Below are 16,032 nucleotides of genomic sequence, written 5' to 3'. Positions count from 1 at the left end.
GGCCGTCTGAGTTTTTAGACGGCCTCTAATTTGCTATGAATCTCTATTTTGATTGTAAACTTGCCGAACAATATAACAGCCAGCGTCAAGTTGGTCGTATTTTAACCGAGCATTGGTTGGCGCAACACGGTTTTTGCCCAAATTGCGGCACCCAGCCCTTGAACCGAGCTAAACATAATCAGCCGGTATTGGATTTTTACTGCCTGAATTGTGGCGAACAGTTTGAACTAAAAAGCAAACAGAGCCGTTCTATTGGTAACAAAGTGCCTGATGGAGCGTATCACACCATGCTCGATCGGATACAGGCCGATAATAACCCCAACTTTTTCTTTATGAGCTATCGTAAAGCGGACTATTCAGTGCGGCAACTGATGTTGGTACCCAAGCATTTCATTACGACTGATATGATTACGCCGCGTAAGAAAACATTGCCGACACGACCGAATTATTTAATGTGTGACATTAATCTTAGTCCTTTGCCCCAAAGTGGAAAAATCCTACTGATAGACAACGGCCAAATTACGCCATTTGAAGAAGTGTGTCAGCAATGGCAACAACATTTATTCTTACGCAAACAGGCAAGGGAAACTAAAGGCTGGTTACTGGCAGTTTTATTGTGTATCGACAAGTTACCGAAACTGTTTACCCTGCAACAAATGTATGCTTTTGAGTCAAAGTTGTCATTACAATTTCCCAATAACCGCCATATTTCTGCCAAGATACGCCAACAGCTACAAATTTTGCGTGATCAGAAGATTATTGAATTTGTCGGGCGTGGGGTATATAGAAAGTTGCATTAAGTTGAATGTATCAAAAAGGGAGCTGGCTGAGATAGCGTCTTTTATGAAAAGAGCCGTCTGAAACTTTCAGACGGCCTTTTCGTATCAATCTGTTAAAATAACCGCAACTTATCTTTCCATTCCAATCATGAAAAAAAATCTAACCATCGCCATCTGTGTCGGCGAGGCTTCGGGTGATTTGCTCGGGGCGCATTTAGTCCGCGCGTTGAAACAGCGTTGCCCTGATGTAAAATTTATCGGCATCGGCGGCGAGCGCATGAAAGCGGAGGGCTTTGAGAGCCTGTATGAACAAGAAAAGCTGGCGGTGCGCGGTTTTGTTGAGGTGGTGAAACGCTTGCCGGAAATTTTGAAAATCCGCAAAGGCATTGTGAACGATTTAATCCGTATCAAGCCTGATGTGTTTGTCGGCATTGATGCGCCGGATTTTAACCTTGGTGTGGCGGAGAAACTCAAGGCGGCAGGGATTCCGACCGTGCATTATGTCAGCCCGTCGGTGTGGGCGTGGCGGCGCGAGCGGGTGAATAAGATTGTGCATCAGGTAAACAAGGTGTTGTGTCTGTTCCCAATGGAGCCGCAACTTTATTTGGAAGCGGGTGGGCAGGCGGAATTTGTCGGCCATCCGATGGCGCAAGCCATGCCGTTGGAAACTGATCAACAAGCGGCGCGGGCGCATCTGGGTTTGCCGTCTGACATTCCGGTGTTTGCCTTAATGCCGGGCAGCCGTGTGAGTGAAATCGATTATATGGCGCCGATATTTTTTCAGACGGCCTTATTGCTGCTGGAAAAATATCCGCAAGCGCAATTTATTTTGCCAGTGGCTACCGCCGCCACACGCAGCCGCTTGACGGAAATATTGGCGCAAACCGAGTTTGCCCATCTGCCGCTGACTTTGGTGGACAAGCAATCCGATGTGGTGTGTACCGCCGCCGATGTGGTGCTGGTGACGAGCGGCACGGCCACGCTGGAAGTGGCTTTGTGCAAGCGGCCGATGGTGATTAGCTATAAGATTTCGCCGCTAACGTATGCGTATGTGAAGCGCAAAGTCAAAGTGCCGCATGTCGGCCTGCCAAATATTTTGTTGAACAAAGAAGCCGTGCCGGAATTGCTGCAACACGATGCCACGCCGGAGAAGCTGGCTGCTGCGGTGGCACATTGGTACGACCATCCTGCAGCGGTGGCGCAGTTGAAACAGGATTTCCATGCGCTACACGAGCTGCTGAAAAAAGATACCGCCGCGCTGGCTGCGAAAGCGGTGTTGGCGGAAGTGAAGGCTGTCTGAAAAAGATTTGGATTTTTTAAAACCAAAAGAAAGGCCGCCTGAAAGCAAAACGCTTTCAGACGGCCTTTAATGTCAAAACAAGGTTAAACCATTAGTGATCCGAAGCCTTCGCCGCGCCTACGCCTGTCATGGAGCGCATGTATTGTGCGGCAAAACCGGCTTTGTCTTTTGCGGCTTGTGCAGAGCTATCGGTAATCGATACCAGCCAAGCCACGATAAAGGCCAATGGAATGGTGAAGATGGCCGGGCTGCCGTATGGGAAAATTGGTGCTTCATTACCCAATACCGCCACCCAAATGCTCGGGCCTAAGATAATCAGCAGCAATGCACCAAACAATCCGGCCAAACCGCCAGCCACTACACCGCGAGTAGTCAAGCCTTTCCAGAACATGCTCAACATCAGCACGGGGAAGTTGGCCGAAGCGGCAACGGCGAACACCAAGCCCACCATAAAGGCTACGTTTTGGTTTTCAAAGGCCAAGCCTAAAACTACGGCCAACACACCCAAAACAACTGTTGCCACGCGCGAGATACGCATTTCTTCTTCTGCGGTCGCTTTGCCTTTGCGCACCACTGATGAATAAATGTCGTGGCTCACTGCAGACGCGCCGGACAGGGTCAAACCGGCCACTACCGCCAAAATGGTGGCGAAAGATACGGCAGAGATGAAGCCCAGCAACAGGTTGCCGCCCAAAGCACCGGATAAGTGGACTGCGGTCATGTTCACACCGCCGACCATTTCGTACACGGTTTTGCCGTCACGCAGCATTTGGGTGAAGAATTGCGGGTTGTCTTTGGTCAGGAAAATCATCGCGCCAAAGCCGATAATGCCGGTCAGCAAGAAGAAGTAGCCGACCAAACCAGTTGCCACCACCACTGATTTACGTGCTTCGCGGGCATCAGGTACGGTAAAGAAACGCATCAGAATGTGCGGCAAACCGGCAGTACCAAACATTAGTGCCAAACCGAGTGAGAGCGCATCAATCGGGTCTTTCACCATGCCGCCCGGCCCCATAATCGCTTCACCGTTCTCATGCGACTGCACGGCGGTAGCAAACATGGTTTCTAAGCTGAAGCCGGAGTTTTTCAACACGATAAACGAAATCAGTGTTGCGCCGCCCAGCAGCAATACAGCTTTAATCATTTGTACCCAAGTGGTGGCCAGCATACCGCCGAACAACACATACACCACCATCAGCGTGCCGACCAAAATCACCGCCGACAAGTAGTTCATGCCAAACAGCAATTGAATCAGTTTGCCCGCACCCACCACTTGCGCGATCAGATACAGAATCACGATCAAGAGTGTACTGATGGCGGCAAACATGCGCACCGGTTTTTGGTTGAAACGGTAAGCCGCTACGTCGGAGAAGGTAAATTTACCCAAGTTGCGCAGGCGTTCGGCCATCAGGAACAACACAATCGGCCAGCCCACCAAGAAGCCGACAGAGTAAATCAAACCATCATAACCACGGGTGAACACGATGGCCGATACACCCAAGAATGCCGCTGCCGACATATAGTCGCCCGCAATGGCCAAGCCGTTTTGCGTGCCGGAAATACCGCCACCGCCGGTGTAGAAATCTTGCGCCGATTTGTTTTGCTTGGCCGCCCATTTGGTGATGAACAAGGTGGCAAAGACGAAAATCAAGAACATGATAATCGCCGTCCAGTTGGTGGCCTGACGTTCTACTTCTCCGGTAATCGCATCCGCCGCCCACAGGCTGCCGGAAGCCAAAAGTGCTGCTAAGGGTAAGAATTTGTGCATCATCGTGCTGCTCCTTCGCCGATAGGTTTGCCGGTGTTCGGTTCCGTTTCAGACGGCTTGGCTGCCGCTGGGTCAGTGTCGTCGCCGAATACTTCGCGAATCACTTCTTGGGTCATGTTTTCAAATTTACCGTTGGCAATGTAGACATAAATTGCTGTGGAAATGAATGAAAACACAATCACAAACACGCCGATGTAAATGCCCCAAGTGGTCACACCGTCGGGGCTTACTTTGGTGGCGAAGAGCTGTGGATTGATGCCGATGGTCAGAATGAAAGCGACATACACGAAAAAGATAACGGCGGAAAAGGTCCAACCCAAAATCGATTTCTGCATGGCCATACGTTTGAATTTCGGATGAGCTAAGACTTGCTCAACCCGACGCTGCTCCTCAACAGCGTAGTGGTCGTGTTGACTCATGATTTTTTTCCTTCAAAGACTAAAAATAAACTGCTTCTTTTTTTCTTCAGCGGCTGCGCAAAGCTTCTGTTGGCTTTGTCGCGCCGATGTGCGCTTCTGACGAGGTAAAACAACATTACTGCAGTTAAATTTTTATTTCAATAGTCGATAAAATGTTAATTTTGATAAAAATTATATGGTTATGATATTAACTATCCGTTGTGGATAAAAAATAAAGCCCGATTGTATTGAAGAATCGGGTTTAGTTAGGATGGAAGCCGTCTGAAAGAAAAATATTTTATTTAATTTTGAAATGTGTCATTTGGCGCAGATTTTGCATATTTTTGTTAAGATATAACCATAAAAATCTTAAAAATTCAAAGAATTAGAAGAAAATTTCAACTAATTATCGTCAGACCGTCTGAACATTAAACAAGCGCCGGACAAATGTCGGCGCTTGTTTGAATGGTTTTATCCGTCTTGCTGATGATCGTTCAAGATTTTTTGATACACGTCTTCCGGCAGGTAGCGGCGAATCATTTCGCGCCAACCTTCAGGGCCGACCAAACCTTTGACCATGGTGGATGAGACTTCGGCGATTTCACGCGGCGGCATCAGGAATACGGTGGAAATTTCCGGCGCCAGATCGCTATTGATATAGCGCATCGAGCGTTCATATTCGTAGTCGCCGGCGGTGCGGATGCCGCGTACAATAAAGCGCGCATCGACTTCGCGGGCATAGTGCACCAGAAAGCGGTTTTCAAACACGGTGATTTTGACGTTGGGAAATTCGGCGGTCACCGCTTCCAGCATCGCCTGCCGCTCTTCGATGGTGTAAGTATTTTGTTTTTCGGGATTCACGCCGACGGCGACAATCAACTCGTCAAACAAAGCCTGCGCTTCGCGAATCATCCAAACATGACCGAGCGTAGGTGGGTCGAAACTGCCGGCATACACAGCGCGGCGGATGGGGGTGGTGTTCATAATAAGTTAAGGGGAAAGGGTTAAGGCGACAGAATAATGCGTGAAAGGCGGGGTGTCAAAGAAAAATCTAATAAAGCAACAGGCCGTCTGAAACTGCAAACGCTCCACAAAATGGAAGCTATTGCGTTTCAGACGGCCTGTTATGTCATCAACAGCTAAATTAATTAATCGTCGCCACCCAATGCCAACAACAGATGCAGCAGGCTGCTGAAAATGTTGTAGAGAGAAATAAAGATGGTCAACGCCGCGCTGATGTGGCTGTCTTCGCCGCCGTCAATCACTTGGCGCACTTGGAACATAATCAGCAGCGAGCTGAACAACACAAAGCCGGCAGAAATGGTCAGGCTCAAAGCCGGAATCTGCATAAACAGATTCGCCACTACCGCAATCATCAAAATCACCGCGCCGACGGTCAAGAAACGGCCGAGCGAACTCATGTTGATGTTGGTGCGGCGCGCCATGGCCGACATGGTGAAGAATACAGCGGCAGTCATTGCAGCGGCGATGCCGACGATTTGCGCGCCGTTAGACATGCCCAAAGCGTATTGCAACAGCGGGCTGATCAACACGCCCATGCCGAAAGTGAACACCATCAGCAGAGTCACGCCGGTGTTGCTGTAGCGGTTTTTCTCAATCATGAAGACCATGGCGTAGAAAAACACGAAAAAGGCGATGGTTGCCATCCAGCCGCCACCAAGGATGCTGTAGATGCTGAAGCCCATTTTGCTGCTGATAAAGGCACCGGCCATGGCTGGAATAAAAGACAAGCCCAGCAGGCGGTAGGTTTTTTGCAGCACGGTGTTTTTCTGTACCGCGCTGCCGGTAGAGGTGTAGTCGTAAACGTCGTTTTGCATGGCGTTTGCTCCTGAAGATAAGTGTGTAAAAATGAATGAAACCGGATTTTAACAGTAATTGTCTGACTTTGTGCGGAATTTATCGTGAGGCATTCAAATAAATAATGCCAACACCATCACCCACGCCAAAACCGTGATGCTCCATTGCGGCAGCAGTTTGTCCAGCTCAAGAGAAGATGGTGTATTGTTCAATAAATTCAAGTGAACAAACGTTGCCGCAAGCATAAAGACTTGTAAAACCAGCCACGAAAAGCCGTGAACATACCTTGCCAGCCACACGCTCCAGCAAACCGCGGCAATGGCAGCCAATGCACGATGGTAATGTTTGGCACGGGGCAAACCCAAACGTGCGGCCAAAGTACGTTTGCCGCTGATCCAATCATGTTCGATGTCGCGCATATTGTTCAGATTCAGCACCATGGTGCACCACAAACCCATCGCGCTGGCAGGCAGCCACGAATCCGCGTTCAGACGGCCTGTGTGCAGATATTCACTGCCCAACACCGCCAGCCAGCCAAAAAACACAAACACCGCCACATCACCGAAACCAATGTAGCCGTAAGGTTTGCGTCCGGCGGTGTAGCCATAGGCGGCCGCCAAAGCCGTGGCACCGAGCAGCAGCCAAACCAGCCAATCCGTGCCGCTGCTTTGTGCTAAAGTCGGCAAGGCAGTTGCCAAGAGCGCAAGGCCGAGCAGACAACACAATCCGGCGCTGATGACCAAGCCTTTTTGCATGGTGCGGCGGCTGATGCGGCCGGAAGCCACCATGCGCGGCGGACCTTGCCGTCCGGCGGAGTCAGCACCGTTTTGCGCATCGCCGTAGTCATTGGCCAGATTGCTGAAGATTTGCAAAGCCACCGCGGTAGCGATGGTGAGTAGTGCGGTCGGCCAATGCAATGCCTGTTGTAACGCCGCCAGCAGACAGCCGCACAGGGTAGCAGCAGCGGCCAAGGGCAGGGTGCGCAAACGGGCGGCGTGTATCCAAGCGTTGAGCGACATAGCGAAATAATGGGTTGAAAATAAAGAGAGAAATCAGTTAAAAGGCCGTCTGAAGGTTTCAGACGGCCTGTAAAGCATTAAGCCGGTTCTTGCGGCACATAACCTTGCACTTGGTCGGCACCGTCGCCGAAGAAGTATTGTTCCATCTGCTGCGCCAGATATTCGCGTGCGCGCGGGTCGGCGAGGCTCAAGCGGTTTTCGTTGATGAGCATGGTTTGATGGCGCGTCCAAGCCTGCCATGCTTCTTGTGATACGTTTTCAAAAATGCGTTTGCCCAATTCATTTGGCAGCGGCGGGAATTTCATGCCTTCGGCTTCGCGGCCGAGTTTGACACAATGTACCATGCGGGTCATGGCGGTTCCTTTAGTGGGTTTCAGACGGCCTTTATTTTAACGGATTGTCGCCGATTGCGAAAGGCGCATACTTTTGTGTGTGGGTACAAAAATGCCGCCTGAAACGGATTTCAGACGGCCTGTAGGCAATTGCAAATTAACGGCTGCCTTCGCGGGCAAGGCTTTGGTAGCTGTTGTCTTGGTAAGTGCCGGTGCTTGGTGCGGTGTATTCAATGCGGTCTTTTTTCTTGAAACGTTGGCCTTGTGGTTGCTCAACTTGTTGCAAGCCGGCAATCGGGCCTGAATCGTTGGCGTGATCCCAAGCCGGTTGAGGTGCGCCTTTGGCAGCGGCTAAAGTGGCGGCAGTGGCGATCAAAGTGGTGAATAAGATTGCTTTCATGGTAAATTCCTTAATGTTGTGAATGCGTTATGTTGTAAAGGTTGCTGTGTTCAACCAATGGGTGCATTCTAGGCCGATTGCAGTAGCGGATAAACAGCATTTTTTGCAATACAGCTTTTCCATTTTGGCAACATTCAGGCTTATGATGTTTTCAGACGGCCTAAAGTATTATTTATTCAAATAAAAAAGAGCGCATCAATTATTGCGCTCTTTTTATAACGACATTAACTTTACAAATCGTAAACAAAAACTTTGGAATTGCGGCCGCTGTCGATTAAATCCTGACGGCGCTCAGGTGGTAAATCTTGAGCTGAGGCCGTCTGAAAACCGCGTTCGATAAACCATTCGCCGGTGTGGGTGGATAGGGCGAATAATTTGCGGATGCCGGCTTGGCGCGCTTTGTGGAAAAGATGCGCCAGCAGCAGCTCGCCGTAGCCGCCATCTTGTGCATCGGGGGAGACCACCAAGCAGGCCAGTTCGCCCAAATGCGGTTCGACAAAGGTTTTCAAGGCCACGCAGCCGTAGATGTGTTGGTCGTGTTCCAACACGGAAAAGGTGTGGATTTGGTCTTCGAGGTATTCGCGGCTGCGGCGCAGCAAAATGCCTTTTTCTTCCAGCGGTCGGATAAGCGCCATAATGTTGGGGATGTCATCGCTGTGCGCGGCGCGGATGTTGACGAAGGAATCGCGGGCAATGGAGGTGCCGGCACCGTGACGGGTAAAGAGTTCGCGAATCAGGCTGCCGTCGTCGCGGCCGCTGAGAATTTGCGTGCGTGATACGCCGTGTTCGACGGCATTAAGCGCGGATTGAATCAGGCGTTGTTGCGGTGGTTGCTGCGCCATCAATTGACGCGCTTCTTGGGCGGAAAGGTTGGTAATTAACAGGCCGTCTGAATTTAAAATACCTTCTTCTTCAATCAGATAAATCAGCTTTTCCGCTTTGAGTGCAATGGCGGCGGCTTCGGCGATGTCGCCCATGCTGAGGTTGAAGGTTTTGCCGCTTAAAGAATGGCCGAGCGGGCTGATGAGTACCAAAGCACCGCTGTCAAGGCGGTTGATGATGGATTCGGTGTCGATTTTGCGCACCAAGCCGGTGTAGCCCATGTCGGTGCCGTCGATGATGCCCATCGGGCGGGCGGAAAGGAAGTTGCCGCACGCGATGCTTAAAGGTTTGTTGCGCTGCGGCGATTGCGAAATGCTGCTGCACAAGGCGGCTTCGATGTCGCTGCGCAATACGCCGTTGGCCTGTTTGGCTAGTTGCAGCGTGGCTTCGTCGGTGATGCGGCGCTCATTGTGGTAGGCCGGGGTACGGTTTTGCGCGGCAAGGGCGGCGGTAATCTGCACGCGCGAGCCGTGTACCAACACCAAACGCACGCCCAAGCTGGCGAGCAGGTTTAAATCGGCGGCCAAGCGTTTGAGCGGTTCGCCCTCCAACAGGCTGCTGGCCACGCCGATGACCAGCGTTTTGCCGCGCAGATAGTTGATGTAGGGCGCGGCTTCGCGAAAGTCGCCGACAAAACCAACGGATGTATTCATGTAAAAATTAAGCCAATAAAATCAGATAGAAAAGCTGCATGATTAACACGGTCAGCGCGATTAGCGAAGCCAGCGTCCAGTTGAAACCGTCTTTTTTCTTGTCCGCAACCGCCGCCGCTTTTGTGTCAGGCTTGGGCGCAAGCGTTACGCCGTCGAGCAAATCGGCGATTTCATTGCGCGAAAGCTGTTTGTGTTGGCGGACTTGCGCACCGATGTTGTGCACCAAACGCACATCGGTCACGGCATTGGGCAGCGCTTCGGGTTGGAACTGCTCTTTCAGGTCAGCCGGATGGTCTTTGGCTTTGAATAAGCCCTCGCATTTTTGGCAGACCACAAAACCTTGCGCCACATTCAATTGAGCGTCTTTCACCCAAAGATGGGTGCGGCAGTGGGGGCAGGTGCAAGCTGGCATGGGTAAACTCGTTTCGTAATGTATGGGTTTAATTGTTATTACAGACCGAGACCTTTGCAAACTCCCCATCTTTGGCACATTTCTTCGTTATGCGCTGCTCGAAAGCTTGCCTATCTTTGTGATATGTCTGCGCTTTCTGCGCTGCTATAACTTTGAACTGTACTCAAATCCGGGGTTTTGCAAAGATCTCTGGCCGTCTGAAACGTTCAGACGGCCTCATTTATGATTAGGCCACGCCGTAACGTTCGCGGTAAGCCTTCACCGGTTCGAAAAAGCCGCCGAATTCAGTATTGTTTTGCAACAGCGTGAACAAATCGTTCAAATTGGCAATCGACACCACCGGCAAACCGTATTGCTGCTCGACTTCCTGCACCGCCGACAATTCGCCCGTGCCTTTTTCCATGCGGTCAAGCGCAATGGCGACGGCGGCCGGAGTGGCGCCTTCCGCTTCAATCAGTTTCACCGATTCGCGCACCGAAGTGCCGGCCGAAATCACGTCATCGATAATCAGCACGCGGCCTTTGATCGGCGCACCGACCAACACACCGCCTTCGCCGTGGTCTTTCGCTTCCTTGCGATTGTAGGCAATGGTACGTTTACGCCTTTTTCCGCCAACATCATCGCCGTGGCCGCCGCCAAAATAATGCCTTTGTAGGCCGGGCCGAACAGCATGTCGAATTCCACTTTGCTGGCAATAATCGCTTCGGCGTAAAATTTCGCCAGCTGCAGGGTAGAAGCCCCGTCGTTAAACAGGCCGGCATTGAAAAAATACGGCGACTGGCGGCCGGCTTTGGTGGTGAACTCGCCGAATTTCAATACATTTTGAGACAAGGCGAATTTCAGGAAATCTTGGCGGAAGTCAGACATTTTTCGGTTCTTTCCAGTAGAAAAATAAAGCTGATTATAGTCGAAGCAGGCAAACGGTAACAGGCCGTCTGAAATAAAGTCGGGAGCATCGGCAGACATTGCTGTCGCACATTCGAGATTTAGGAAGGAGTTTTTGCAAAACGGCGGCACAGCTGAATGCTTCAATTTTCTTTTCTTAATATAACAAAATCCTACAAATTATGTTATAATATAACATTTAATATATTGGGGATCGGAAGATGAAAAAAACAAAAATAGCTTTGGCAGTGTCGTTCATGTCCATTCCGTCGGTGTTGTCGGCAGAACCGCTCCAAGATGGGAAAACACCTTTGGAAACAGTTGTGATGGATACGGTTGTCGTGAAAGGGAAGCGTTACACCGCCAAGTCAGAAGGGAATGTGTGGAATCAAAAAAGAATCGCCGACACACCCAAAGGCAACGGCACTATCAATGATTTGTTGCGCACCAACCCAGGCGTGCAGTTTTCCAATACCGAAGGCACTGCCGACAGTGCCGGAGAAATTGCGCCGCCGAATATTTCGTTTCACGGCGAGAAGTTTTACAACAACCGTTTTTCGATAGATGGCGTGAGCAATGACAGCAATCTCAACCCCGCGCACAACGGTTCCGATACGCAGTTGGATGCGGATACGGTAAATTCGCACACGGTAGGCGCGCTGCCTGCAGGCCATCCGCAGGCATTTTGGATCAGCCCTTCGCTGGTGGAAAACATCAAGGTGAAAGACAGCAATATTTCCGCCCGCTACGGCCGCTTTACCGGCGGCGTAGTGGATGCCGATTTAATCAAAGCAAACAGAGAAAAAGCATTCGGCAGCCTGTCGTACCGCACCACGCGCCATGCTTGGACGCATCATTATATTGACCCGCTGTATACCGACGAATACCGTGAGGCACAGTCGTCAGACACACAGCCGAAATTTACCAAGCATGAATCCACTCTCACGGTAAACCAACCTGTCGGCAAAGATTCGGCGGTGCTGTTTTCGTACAGCCGTCAGCGCTCTTCGATTCCTTTTTTCCATCAGCATCTGAAACAATCGACCAAGCAAAGGCGTTTGGCCGAAACCTTTTTGTTGCGGAGCACGCACCGTATCGACGACGATAACAATCTGTCGGCAACGGTAATATATTCGCCGCATTATGCCACTTACCATCCGGCCAACTATAAAGACGGCCGCTTTACCAACAGCGGCGGCGGCTGGCGTTTTGATTTGGATTGGGAACGCTACGCCGGTTTCGGCAGGATGCAGACCAAATTGAGCTACCGCAGCACCGAAGAAAAAACCGCCTACGATCAAGACAATTTATACCGTTACAACGACGACACGCCGTCGATAAACTGGACAACCCATCCCGAAGTGGACGAAGCGGCCGTGGGCGGTATCGGCACCAGCCGTTCGTTTGGCAAGCACATCAACCTGCAACAGCATTTCGAGTTTAACGAAGCGGATTGGCGCGGTTGGAAACACCGCTTTAACGCAGGTTGGGAGGCGGAATATGCCGATAAAGGCTTCGAGCGTAAGAAGCCCACCATTATTTACGGCGGCCCGCGCAAAACCGACCGCACCGACTGCACCGAGTGTATTCCGGGCGAACAGTTCTTTACCGGCTATGCCTACAACTATCCGGCCAACATCAAAGTAGGCACGCATCATCTCTCCCTTTATCTTGAAGACGATATCGAAAAAGGAAATCTGCGTTTGAAGCCGGGTATCCGCTTGGATTACAACGGCTTTCTGAAAAATACCGATATCGCGCCGCGGTTTGCATTCGATTACCGCCTGCCGTTGAAAGCGGCCAAACTGCATGTGTTCGGCGGAGCCAACCGTTATTACGGCAGCGAAATGCTGACCTACAAATTGCGCAGCGCCCATGTGTTCCAACGCAATTTCGACCGCTTCGAGATAGATGACCCGTGGACATCGCGCGAGTTGAAAGAACCGCGTTACGACGGCAGCGATTTGAAAACGCCGTACAGCAACGAATGGAATTTGGGTCTGCGCCAGCATATCGGCAACAGCGAATGGCAGTTGAAATGGGTGCGCCGCAACAGCCGCAACCAGTTTTTAACCAAAGAAAAAACCGATGAAAGCGGCCAAACCTACCGGGTATTGGCCAATACCGGCCGCTCCGATAACGACACCTTCAGCTTTTCCGCCGGTTTGAACGAGCCTTGGAAGCTCGGCGCGACCCTGCTCAGTTGGCGGGCGGGTGCCGATTACAACAAACGCCGTTCTAACCAAATCGGCACATTTCAACGCTACGACTGGAGCGAATGGGACGTGAAAAAAGTATTGGTGGACGGTAAGCTGAAAGATCCCGACAACCTGCCTGCAATGGATTTCAACCAGCCGTGGAACGCATTTGTCGAAACCGAATTATCTGTACCCAAATGGTATTTTACTTGGACGCAACGCTGGCGTTATTCGCCCGGCACGGTGGAATACACGCAGGAAAATATCCGCTGCACCCCCGAACGCGCGCGACTTTGCCAAGGTTATGTTGGTAACTTGAGCAAGTTCGACCAAATCAAATACAATTCCGCGCTGATTACAGACTGGCATTTCTCGTGGGCAAAACCACTGGCGGAAACGAAAAAGCTGGAAGTGAATTTGGACGTGTTGAACGTGTTTAACCGAAAAATCGTCGGCAAAAAAGTTTATACCCCCGAATGGCAGGAGAAAAAACGCGACGTGTCGTATAAAACCGGCCGCCAATTCTGGTTGGGGGCGAAATATTCTTGGTAACCGATAGCAACGTTTCACAGGCCGCTGTTGTGCCGTTCTTGCCGGAGTCCAAAAACTGGCAAAGGCGGCACATTTTTTGAGTGGTATACCGTTTCAACTGCTTTATGCAACACGGAGGCCGTCTGAAAAGCATTTCAGGTATAATGCGACTTTTCTTGACTTCATATTTAAAAATCATGCTGAAAATCATCTCTGCCAATGTCAACGGCATCCGTTCTGCTTACAAAAAAGGTTTTTATGAATACATCGCTGCTTCCGGTGCGGACATTGTCTGTGTGCAGGAATTGAAAGCGCAGGAGGCGGATTTGTCGGAGCAGATGAAGCAGCCGCATGGGATGCACGGGCATTGGCATTGCGCGGAAAAACGCGGTTACAGCGGCGTGGCGGTTTACAGCAGGCAAAAGCCGGATGCGGTGCAATACGGCATGGGTATTGAAGAACTCGACCGTGAAGGGCGTTTTGTGCGTTGTGATTTCGGCAATCTGACCGTGATTTCGCTGTATCTGCCCAGCGGCACCAGTGCGCCGGAGCGTCAGGAATTGAAATACCGTTTTTTGGATGCGTTTTATCCGATGCTCGAAGCGATGAAGGCGGAAGGACGCGATATTGTGGTGTGCGGCGACTGGAACATTGCCCATCAGAATATTGATTTGAAAAACTGGAAAGGCAACCAGAAAAATTCCGGTTTCTTGCCTGAAGAGCGCGAGTGGATCGGCAAAGTGATTGCGACTTTGGGTTGGACGGACATGTGGCGCACGCTTTATCCTGAAGTGCCGGGCTACACTTGGTGGAGCAACCGCGGGCAGGCCTATGCGAAAGACGTGGGTTGGCGGATTGACTATCAAATGGTCACGCCTGAATTGGCGGCCAAGGCAGTGTCGGCGCATGTTTATAAAGACGAAAAATTCTCCGACCACGCGCCTTTGGTGGTGGAATATGATTATGCGGTGTGAGGCCGTCTGAAACGGAAATGCTATGTTGAGCGCGTATGACCTTGAAGATTTGACGCTGTTGCTGGTACACGATACCGAAGCGCCGCCTGTGTGGATGGAGCGCTGGGCGGTGAGCTATCCGATTGTGTTGCAGGCGGAAGTGTCGCGTTCGCAAAGCATTCGGGAATGGCAGCAGGCGGTTCAGACGGCCTTTGCCATGCACCAGAGCCGTCATGTGGCGGTGGTGGCGTATGGTGCGGGCGTGTCGGCGGTGTTGGCGTGGCTGTATCAGGCAGATGTGAATGTGCAGAAAACGGTGTGTAATCTAATTTTGGTGTCGCCTTTGCCGGAAGCGTTTCCTGATGATGCCGAACACACCTTGCAACGCGCCCGCTGCCATTGCCGCGCGGCCTTGGTGATTGGACAAAGCGGCGATTGTCCGCTCGATTGGGCGCAGGAGCAAGCGCTGCGTTGGAATGCGCGTTTACTGGTGTCGCCACATGAAGGCCGTCTGAACGGTGCATTGGGTGGTTGGCAGTGGGGTATGAAGCTTATGCAGGAAATGTTATTGACGTGAATGAATTAGAATAATCTCACTAAAAAAGGCCGTCTGAAAAGTGTATAAAGGAAAGGTTTTGATTTCCATAAAACCTTCCAGACGGCCTTTTACAGATGGTTAAGCTGAATATTGGCGGCGTAACATTTTTTAAATTTTATATAAATAAACGATACATATTTTTTCAAATCCGTAGTTGAATGTTTATAATCATGGTTATATTATAACAACTCATTCGAGTGCGAGGCTCGGATGAATCGTGTGAAACAAACAAGGACAAGCAATATGAAAAAATGGTGTGTAATGGCTATGGTTGCTGTGATGGCAGCCAGCGGAGCGGCGCAAGCTGCCGGCAATAATCCGACGGTCAGCAAAAAATCGGTGTCTTACCGTTGCGACCAAGGCCGTACGTTGAAAGTAACCTATGGGTTCAACAAACAAGGCTTGCCGACCTATGCTTCGGCCGTGCTCAAAGGCAAAAAACGCGTGTTGCCGATTAACCTCGACCATTCCAGCGTGGCCGGTACGATGTTCGGTAAAGAGGGTAGCTATATGATGGGTGCCGATTACATGGATAGCAAAAATTACCGCAAATCGGCGCTGATGGTGACTGCACCGGACAACAATATCCTTTATAAAAACTGTGAGCCGCGCCGTAGCCGCCGCTGATGTGTTTTTGTAACATTTAAACCAAAGGCCCTTGCATTCGCATTTCAAGTGCAACGCTCAAATGCCATTGGCAAGGGCTGCTGAAAACAGATCACCCGGTGTCTCATAGTCCAATGTCTTTCTCGGTCGGCGGTTAAGGGCCTCCTCAACCGCTTTAATCTTTTTAGCACCCAGTTTCCTAAAATCCGTCCCCTTTGGGAAGTATTGTCTGATCAGCCCGTTGGTATTCTCCACCAAGCCTTTTTCCCAAGAATGGTATGGACGGCAGAAGTAAGTTTCCGCACCCAGGGCTTTGGCAAAGGTTTTATGTCGGTAAAACTCTTTACCGTTATCCAAAGTAATCGTTTGAATGATATCTTTAAACGGCTTCAATGCCCGAATCACTACCCGGGCTACATCTTCTGCTTTGAAATTGCTGATTTTGCGGATAACGACAAATTTGGTTTTTCTTTCAACAGCAACCACCAGTCCGCTTTTTT

Annotated in this window: 17 protein-coding genes and 1 pseudogene; 7 read left to right on the top strand and 11 right to left on the bottom strand. The window is 50.6% G+C overall.

What is annotated here, in order from left to right; translation table 11 throughout:
• Positions 1 to 35 precede the first annotated feature (35 nt).
• Both CRG49_RS00085 and lpxB read left to right on the top strand, forming a co-directional pair.
• The gene (locus tag CRG49_RS00085) at positions 36 to 800 is read left to right on the top strand and encodes a DpnI domain-containing protein (RefSeq protein ID WP_095503048.1); all 765 of its coding nucleotides are present in this window, start codon (positions 36 to 38) and stop codon (positions 798 to 800) included.
• A 127-nt stretch (positions 801 to 927) separates the two neighbouring features.
• On the top strand, positions 928 to 2,079 hold the full coding sequence (gene lpxB / locus CRG49_RS00080) for a lipid-A-disaccharide synthase (protein WP_095503047.1): 1,152 nt from the start codon (positions 928 to 930) through the stop codon (positions 2,077 to 2,079).
• A 91-nt stretch (positions 2,080 to 2,170) separates the two neighbouring features.
• Here the strand turns inward: lpxB and CRG49_RS00075 are convergent, their stop codons facing one another.
• The 3 genes from CRG49_RS00075 to coaD all read right to left on the bottom strand — a co-directional run bounded on the left by CRG49_RS00075 (position 2,171) and on the right by coaD (position 5,229).
• On the bottom strand, positions 2,171 to 3,850 hold the full coding sequence (locus CRG49_RS00075; protein WP_095503046.1) for a cation acetate symporter: 1,680 nt from the start codon (positions 3,848 to 3,850) through the stop codon (positions 2,171 to 2,173).
• On the bottom strand, positions 3,847 to 4,266 hold the full coding sequence (locus CRG49_RS00070) for a DUF485 domain-containing protein (RefSeq protein WP_095503045.1): 420 nt from the start codon (positions 4,264 to 4,266) through the stop codon (positions 3,847 to 3,849). The genes CRG49_RS00075 and CRG49_RS00070 overlap by 4 nt, the downstream gene beginning before the upstream one ends.
• Positions 4,267 to 4,716: 450 nt before the next feature.
• Entirely contained in the window at positions 4,717 to 5,229 is a 513-nt protein-coding gene (gene coaD / locus CRG49_RS00065; protein WP_154143228.1) for a pantetheine-phosphate adenylyltransferase, read from the bottom strand.
• A gap of 36 nt (positions 5,230 to 5,265) precedes the next feature.
• Here coaD and CRG49_RS13680 point away from each other — a divergent pair, with 36 nt between their 5' ends.
• Positions 5,266 to 5,388, top strand: a complete 123-nt coding sequence (locus tag CRG49_RS13680; protein WP_255408359.1) for a hypothetical protein — start codon at positions 5,266 to 5,268, stop codon at positions 5,386 to 5,388.
• Between the two features lie 5 nt (positions 5,389 to 5,393).
• On the opposite strand, the gene CRG49_RS00060 is transcribed toward CRG49_RS13680, so the two are convergent.
• The 7 genes and pseudogenes from CRG49_RS00060 to pyrE form a co-directional block, all read right to left on the bottom strand.
• Positions 5,394 to 6,083 carry a Bax inhibitor-1 family protein gene (locus tag CRG49_RS00060; protein ID WP_095503043.1) on the bottom strand — a complete coding sequence of 230 codons (690 nt, stop codon included), beginning with the start codon at positions 6,081 to 6,083 and terminating at the stop codon, positions 5,394 to 5,396.
• 93 nt (positions 6,084 to 6,176) lie between these two features.
• Positions 6,177 to 7,082 carry a 1,4-dihydroxy-2-naphthoate octaprenyltransferase gene (gene menA / locus CRG49_RS00055; protein WP_095503042.1) on the bottom strand — a complete coding sequence of 302 codons (906 nt, stop codon included), beginning with the start codon at positions 7,080 to 7,082 and terminating at the stop codon, positions 6,177 to 6,179.
• Positions 7,083 to 7,159: 77 nt separating this feature from the next.
• Complete coding sequence (locus tag CRG49_RS00050) at positions 7,160 to 7,435, bottom strand: oxidative damage protection protein (protein ID WP_095503041.1); 276 nt, start codon at positions 7,433 to 7,435, stop codon at positions 7,160 to 7,162.
• A gap of 136 nt (positions 7,436 to 7,571) precedes the next feature.
• Positions 7,572 to 7,814, bottom strand: coding sequence for a hypothetical protein (locus CRG49_RS00045; RefSeq protein WP_095503040.1), 243 nt, complete (start codon positions 7,812 to 7,814; stop codon positions 7,572 to 7,574).
• A gap of 230 nt (positions 7,815 to 8,044) precedes the next feature.
• The gene (gene argA / locus CRG49_RS00040; RefSeq protein WP_097784568.1) at positions 8,045 to 9,349 is read right to left on the bottom strand and encodes an amino-acid N-acetyltransferase; all 1,305 of its coding nucleotides are present in this window, start codon (positions 9,347 to 9,349) and stop codon (positions 8,045 to 8,047) included.
• A 7-nt stretch (positions 9,350 to 9,356) separates the two neighbouring features.
• Positions 9,357 to 9,761 carry an MJ0042-type zinc finger domain-containing protein gene (locus tag CRG49_RS00035; RefSeq protein ID WP_095502914.1) on the bottom strand — a complete coding sequence of 135 codons (405 nt, stop codon included), beginning with the start codon at positions 9,759 to 9,761 and terminating at the stop codon, positions 9,357 to 9,359.
• Positions 9,762 to 9,987: 226 nt separating this feature from the next.
• Positions 9,988 to 10,628, bottom strand: a pseudogene (gene pyrE, locus CRG49_RS00030) (orotate phosphoribosyltransferase).
• A 239-nt stretch (positions 10,629 to 10,867) separates the two neighbouring features.
• On the opposite strand from pyrE, the gene CRG49_RS00025 reads away from it, so the two are divergent.
• From CRG49_RS00025 to CRG49_RS00010, 4 genes are all read left to right on the top strand, one after another.
• Positions 10,868 to 13,396 (top strand): TonB-dependent siderophore receptor, encoded by a 2,529-nt coding sequence (locus CRG49_RS00025; protein WP_095502916.1) that lies wholly within the window; start codon positions 10,868 to 10,870, stop codon positions 13,394 to 13,396.
• A 176-nt stretch (positions 13,397 to 13,572) separates the two neighbouring features.
• Complete coding sequence (locus tag CRG49_RS00020; RefSeq protein WP_095502918.1) at positions 13,573 to 14,349, top strand: exodeoxyribonuclease III; 777 nt, start codon at positions 13,573 to 13,575, stop codon at positions 14,347 to 14,349.
• 25 nt (positions 14,350 to 14,374) lie between these two features.
• Complete coding sequence (locus tag CRG49_RS00015; RefSeq protein WP_095502919.1) at positions 14,375 to 14,905, top strand: alpha/beta hydrolase; 531 nt, start codon at positions 14,375 to 14,377, stop codon at positions 14,903 to 14,905.
• Positions 14,906 to 15,169: 264 nt separating this feature from the next.
• Entirely contained in the window at positions 15,170 to 15,553 is a 384-nt protein-coding gene (locus CRG49_RS00010) for an adhesin (protein WP_095502917.1), read from the top strand.
• Between the two features lie 57 nt (positions 15,554 to 15,610).
• Here the strand turns inward: CRG49_RS00010 and CRG49_RS00005 are convergent.
• Positions 15,611 to 16,032: IS30 family transposase (locus CRG49_RS00005; protein WP_157807882.1), on the bottom strand; the 422-nt coding region annotated here is incomplete at its 5' end.

The organism is Neisseria sp. N95_16, from assembly GCF_002551535.2.
GTDB classification, from domain to species: domain Bacteria; phylum Pseudomonadota; class Gammaproteobacteria; order Burkholderiales; family Neisseriaceae; genus Neisseria; species Neisseria brasiliensis.
The sequence above is the reverse complement of the archived record's forward strand: the minus strand, read 5'-3'. Positions and strand labels throughout refer to the sequence as shown.

What these genes read in the sequence shown, in the direction of transcription:
- CRG49_RS00020 (WP_095502918.1), top strand. Translation starts at nt 13,573, where the DNA reads ATGCTGAAAATCATCTCTGCCAATGTCAACGGCATCCGTTCTGCTTAC.
- coaD (WP_154143228.1), bottom strand. Translation starts at nt 5,229, where the DNA reads ATGAACACCACCCCCATCCGCCGCGCTGTGTATGCCGGCAGTTTCGAC.
- CRG49_RS00025 (WP_095502916.1), top strand. Translation starts at nt 10,868, where the DNA reads ATGAAAAAAACAAAAATAGCTTTGGCAGTGTCGTTCATGTCCATTCCG.
- CRG49_RS00060 (WP_095503043.1), bottom strand. Translation starts at nt 6,083, where the DNA reads ATGCAAAACGACGTTTACGACTACACCTCTACCGGCAGCGCGGTACAG.
- CRG49_RS00035 (WP_095502914.1), bottom strand. Translation starts at nt 9,761, where the DNA reads ATGCCAGCTTGCACCTGCCCCCACTGCCGCACCCATCTTTGGGTGAAA.
- CRG49_RS00050 (WP_095503041.1), bottom strand. Translation starts at nt 7,435, where the DNA reads ATGACCCGCATGGTACATTGTGTCAAACTCGGCCGCGAAGCCGAAGGC.
- argA (WP_097784568.1), bottom strand. Translation starts at nt 9,349, where the DNA reads ATGAATACATCCGTTGGTTTTGTCGGCGACTTTCGCGAAGCCGCGCCC.
- CRG49_RS00070 (WP_095503045.1), bottom strand. Translation starts at nt 4,266, where the DNA reads ATGAGTCAACACGACCACTACGCTGTTGAGGAGCAGCGTCGGGTTGAG.
- lpxB (WP_095503047.1), top strand. Translation starts at nt 928, where the DNA reads ATGAAAAAAAATCTAACCATCGCCATCTGTGTCGGCGAGGCTTCGGGT.
- CRG49_RS13680 (WP_255408359.1), top strand. Translation starts at nt 5,266, where the DNA reads ATGCGTGAAAGGCGGGGTGTCAAAGAAAAATCTAATAAAGCAACAGGC.
- CRG49_RS00075 (WP_095503046.1), bottom strand. Translation starts at nt 3,850, where the DNA reads ATGATGCACAAATTCTTACCCTTAGCAGCACTTTTGGCTTCCGGCAGC.
- CRG49_RS00010 (WP_095502917.1), top strand. Translation starts at nt 15,170, where the DNA reads ATGAAAAAATGGTGTGTAATGGCTATGGTTGCTGTGATGGCAGCCAGC.
- CRG49_RS00045 (WP_095503040.1), bottom strand. Translation starts at nt 7,814, where the DNA reads ATGAAAGCAATCTTATTCACCACTTTGATCGCCACTGCCGCCACTTTA.
- CRG49_RS00085 (WP_095503048.1), top strand. Translation starts at nt 36, where the DNA reads ATGAATCTCTATTTTGATTGTAAACTTGCCGAACAATATAACAGCCAG.
- menA (WP_095503042.1), bottom strand. Translation starts at nt 7,082, where the DNA reads ATGTCGCTCAACGCTTGGATACACGCCGCCCGTTTGCGCACCCTGCCC.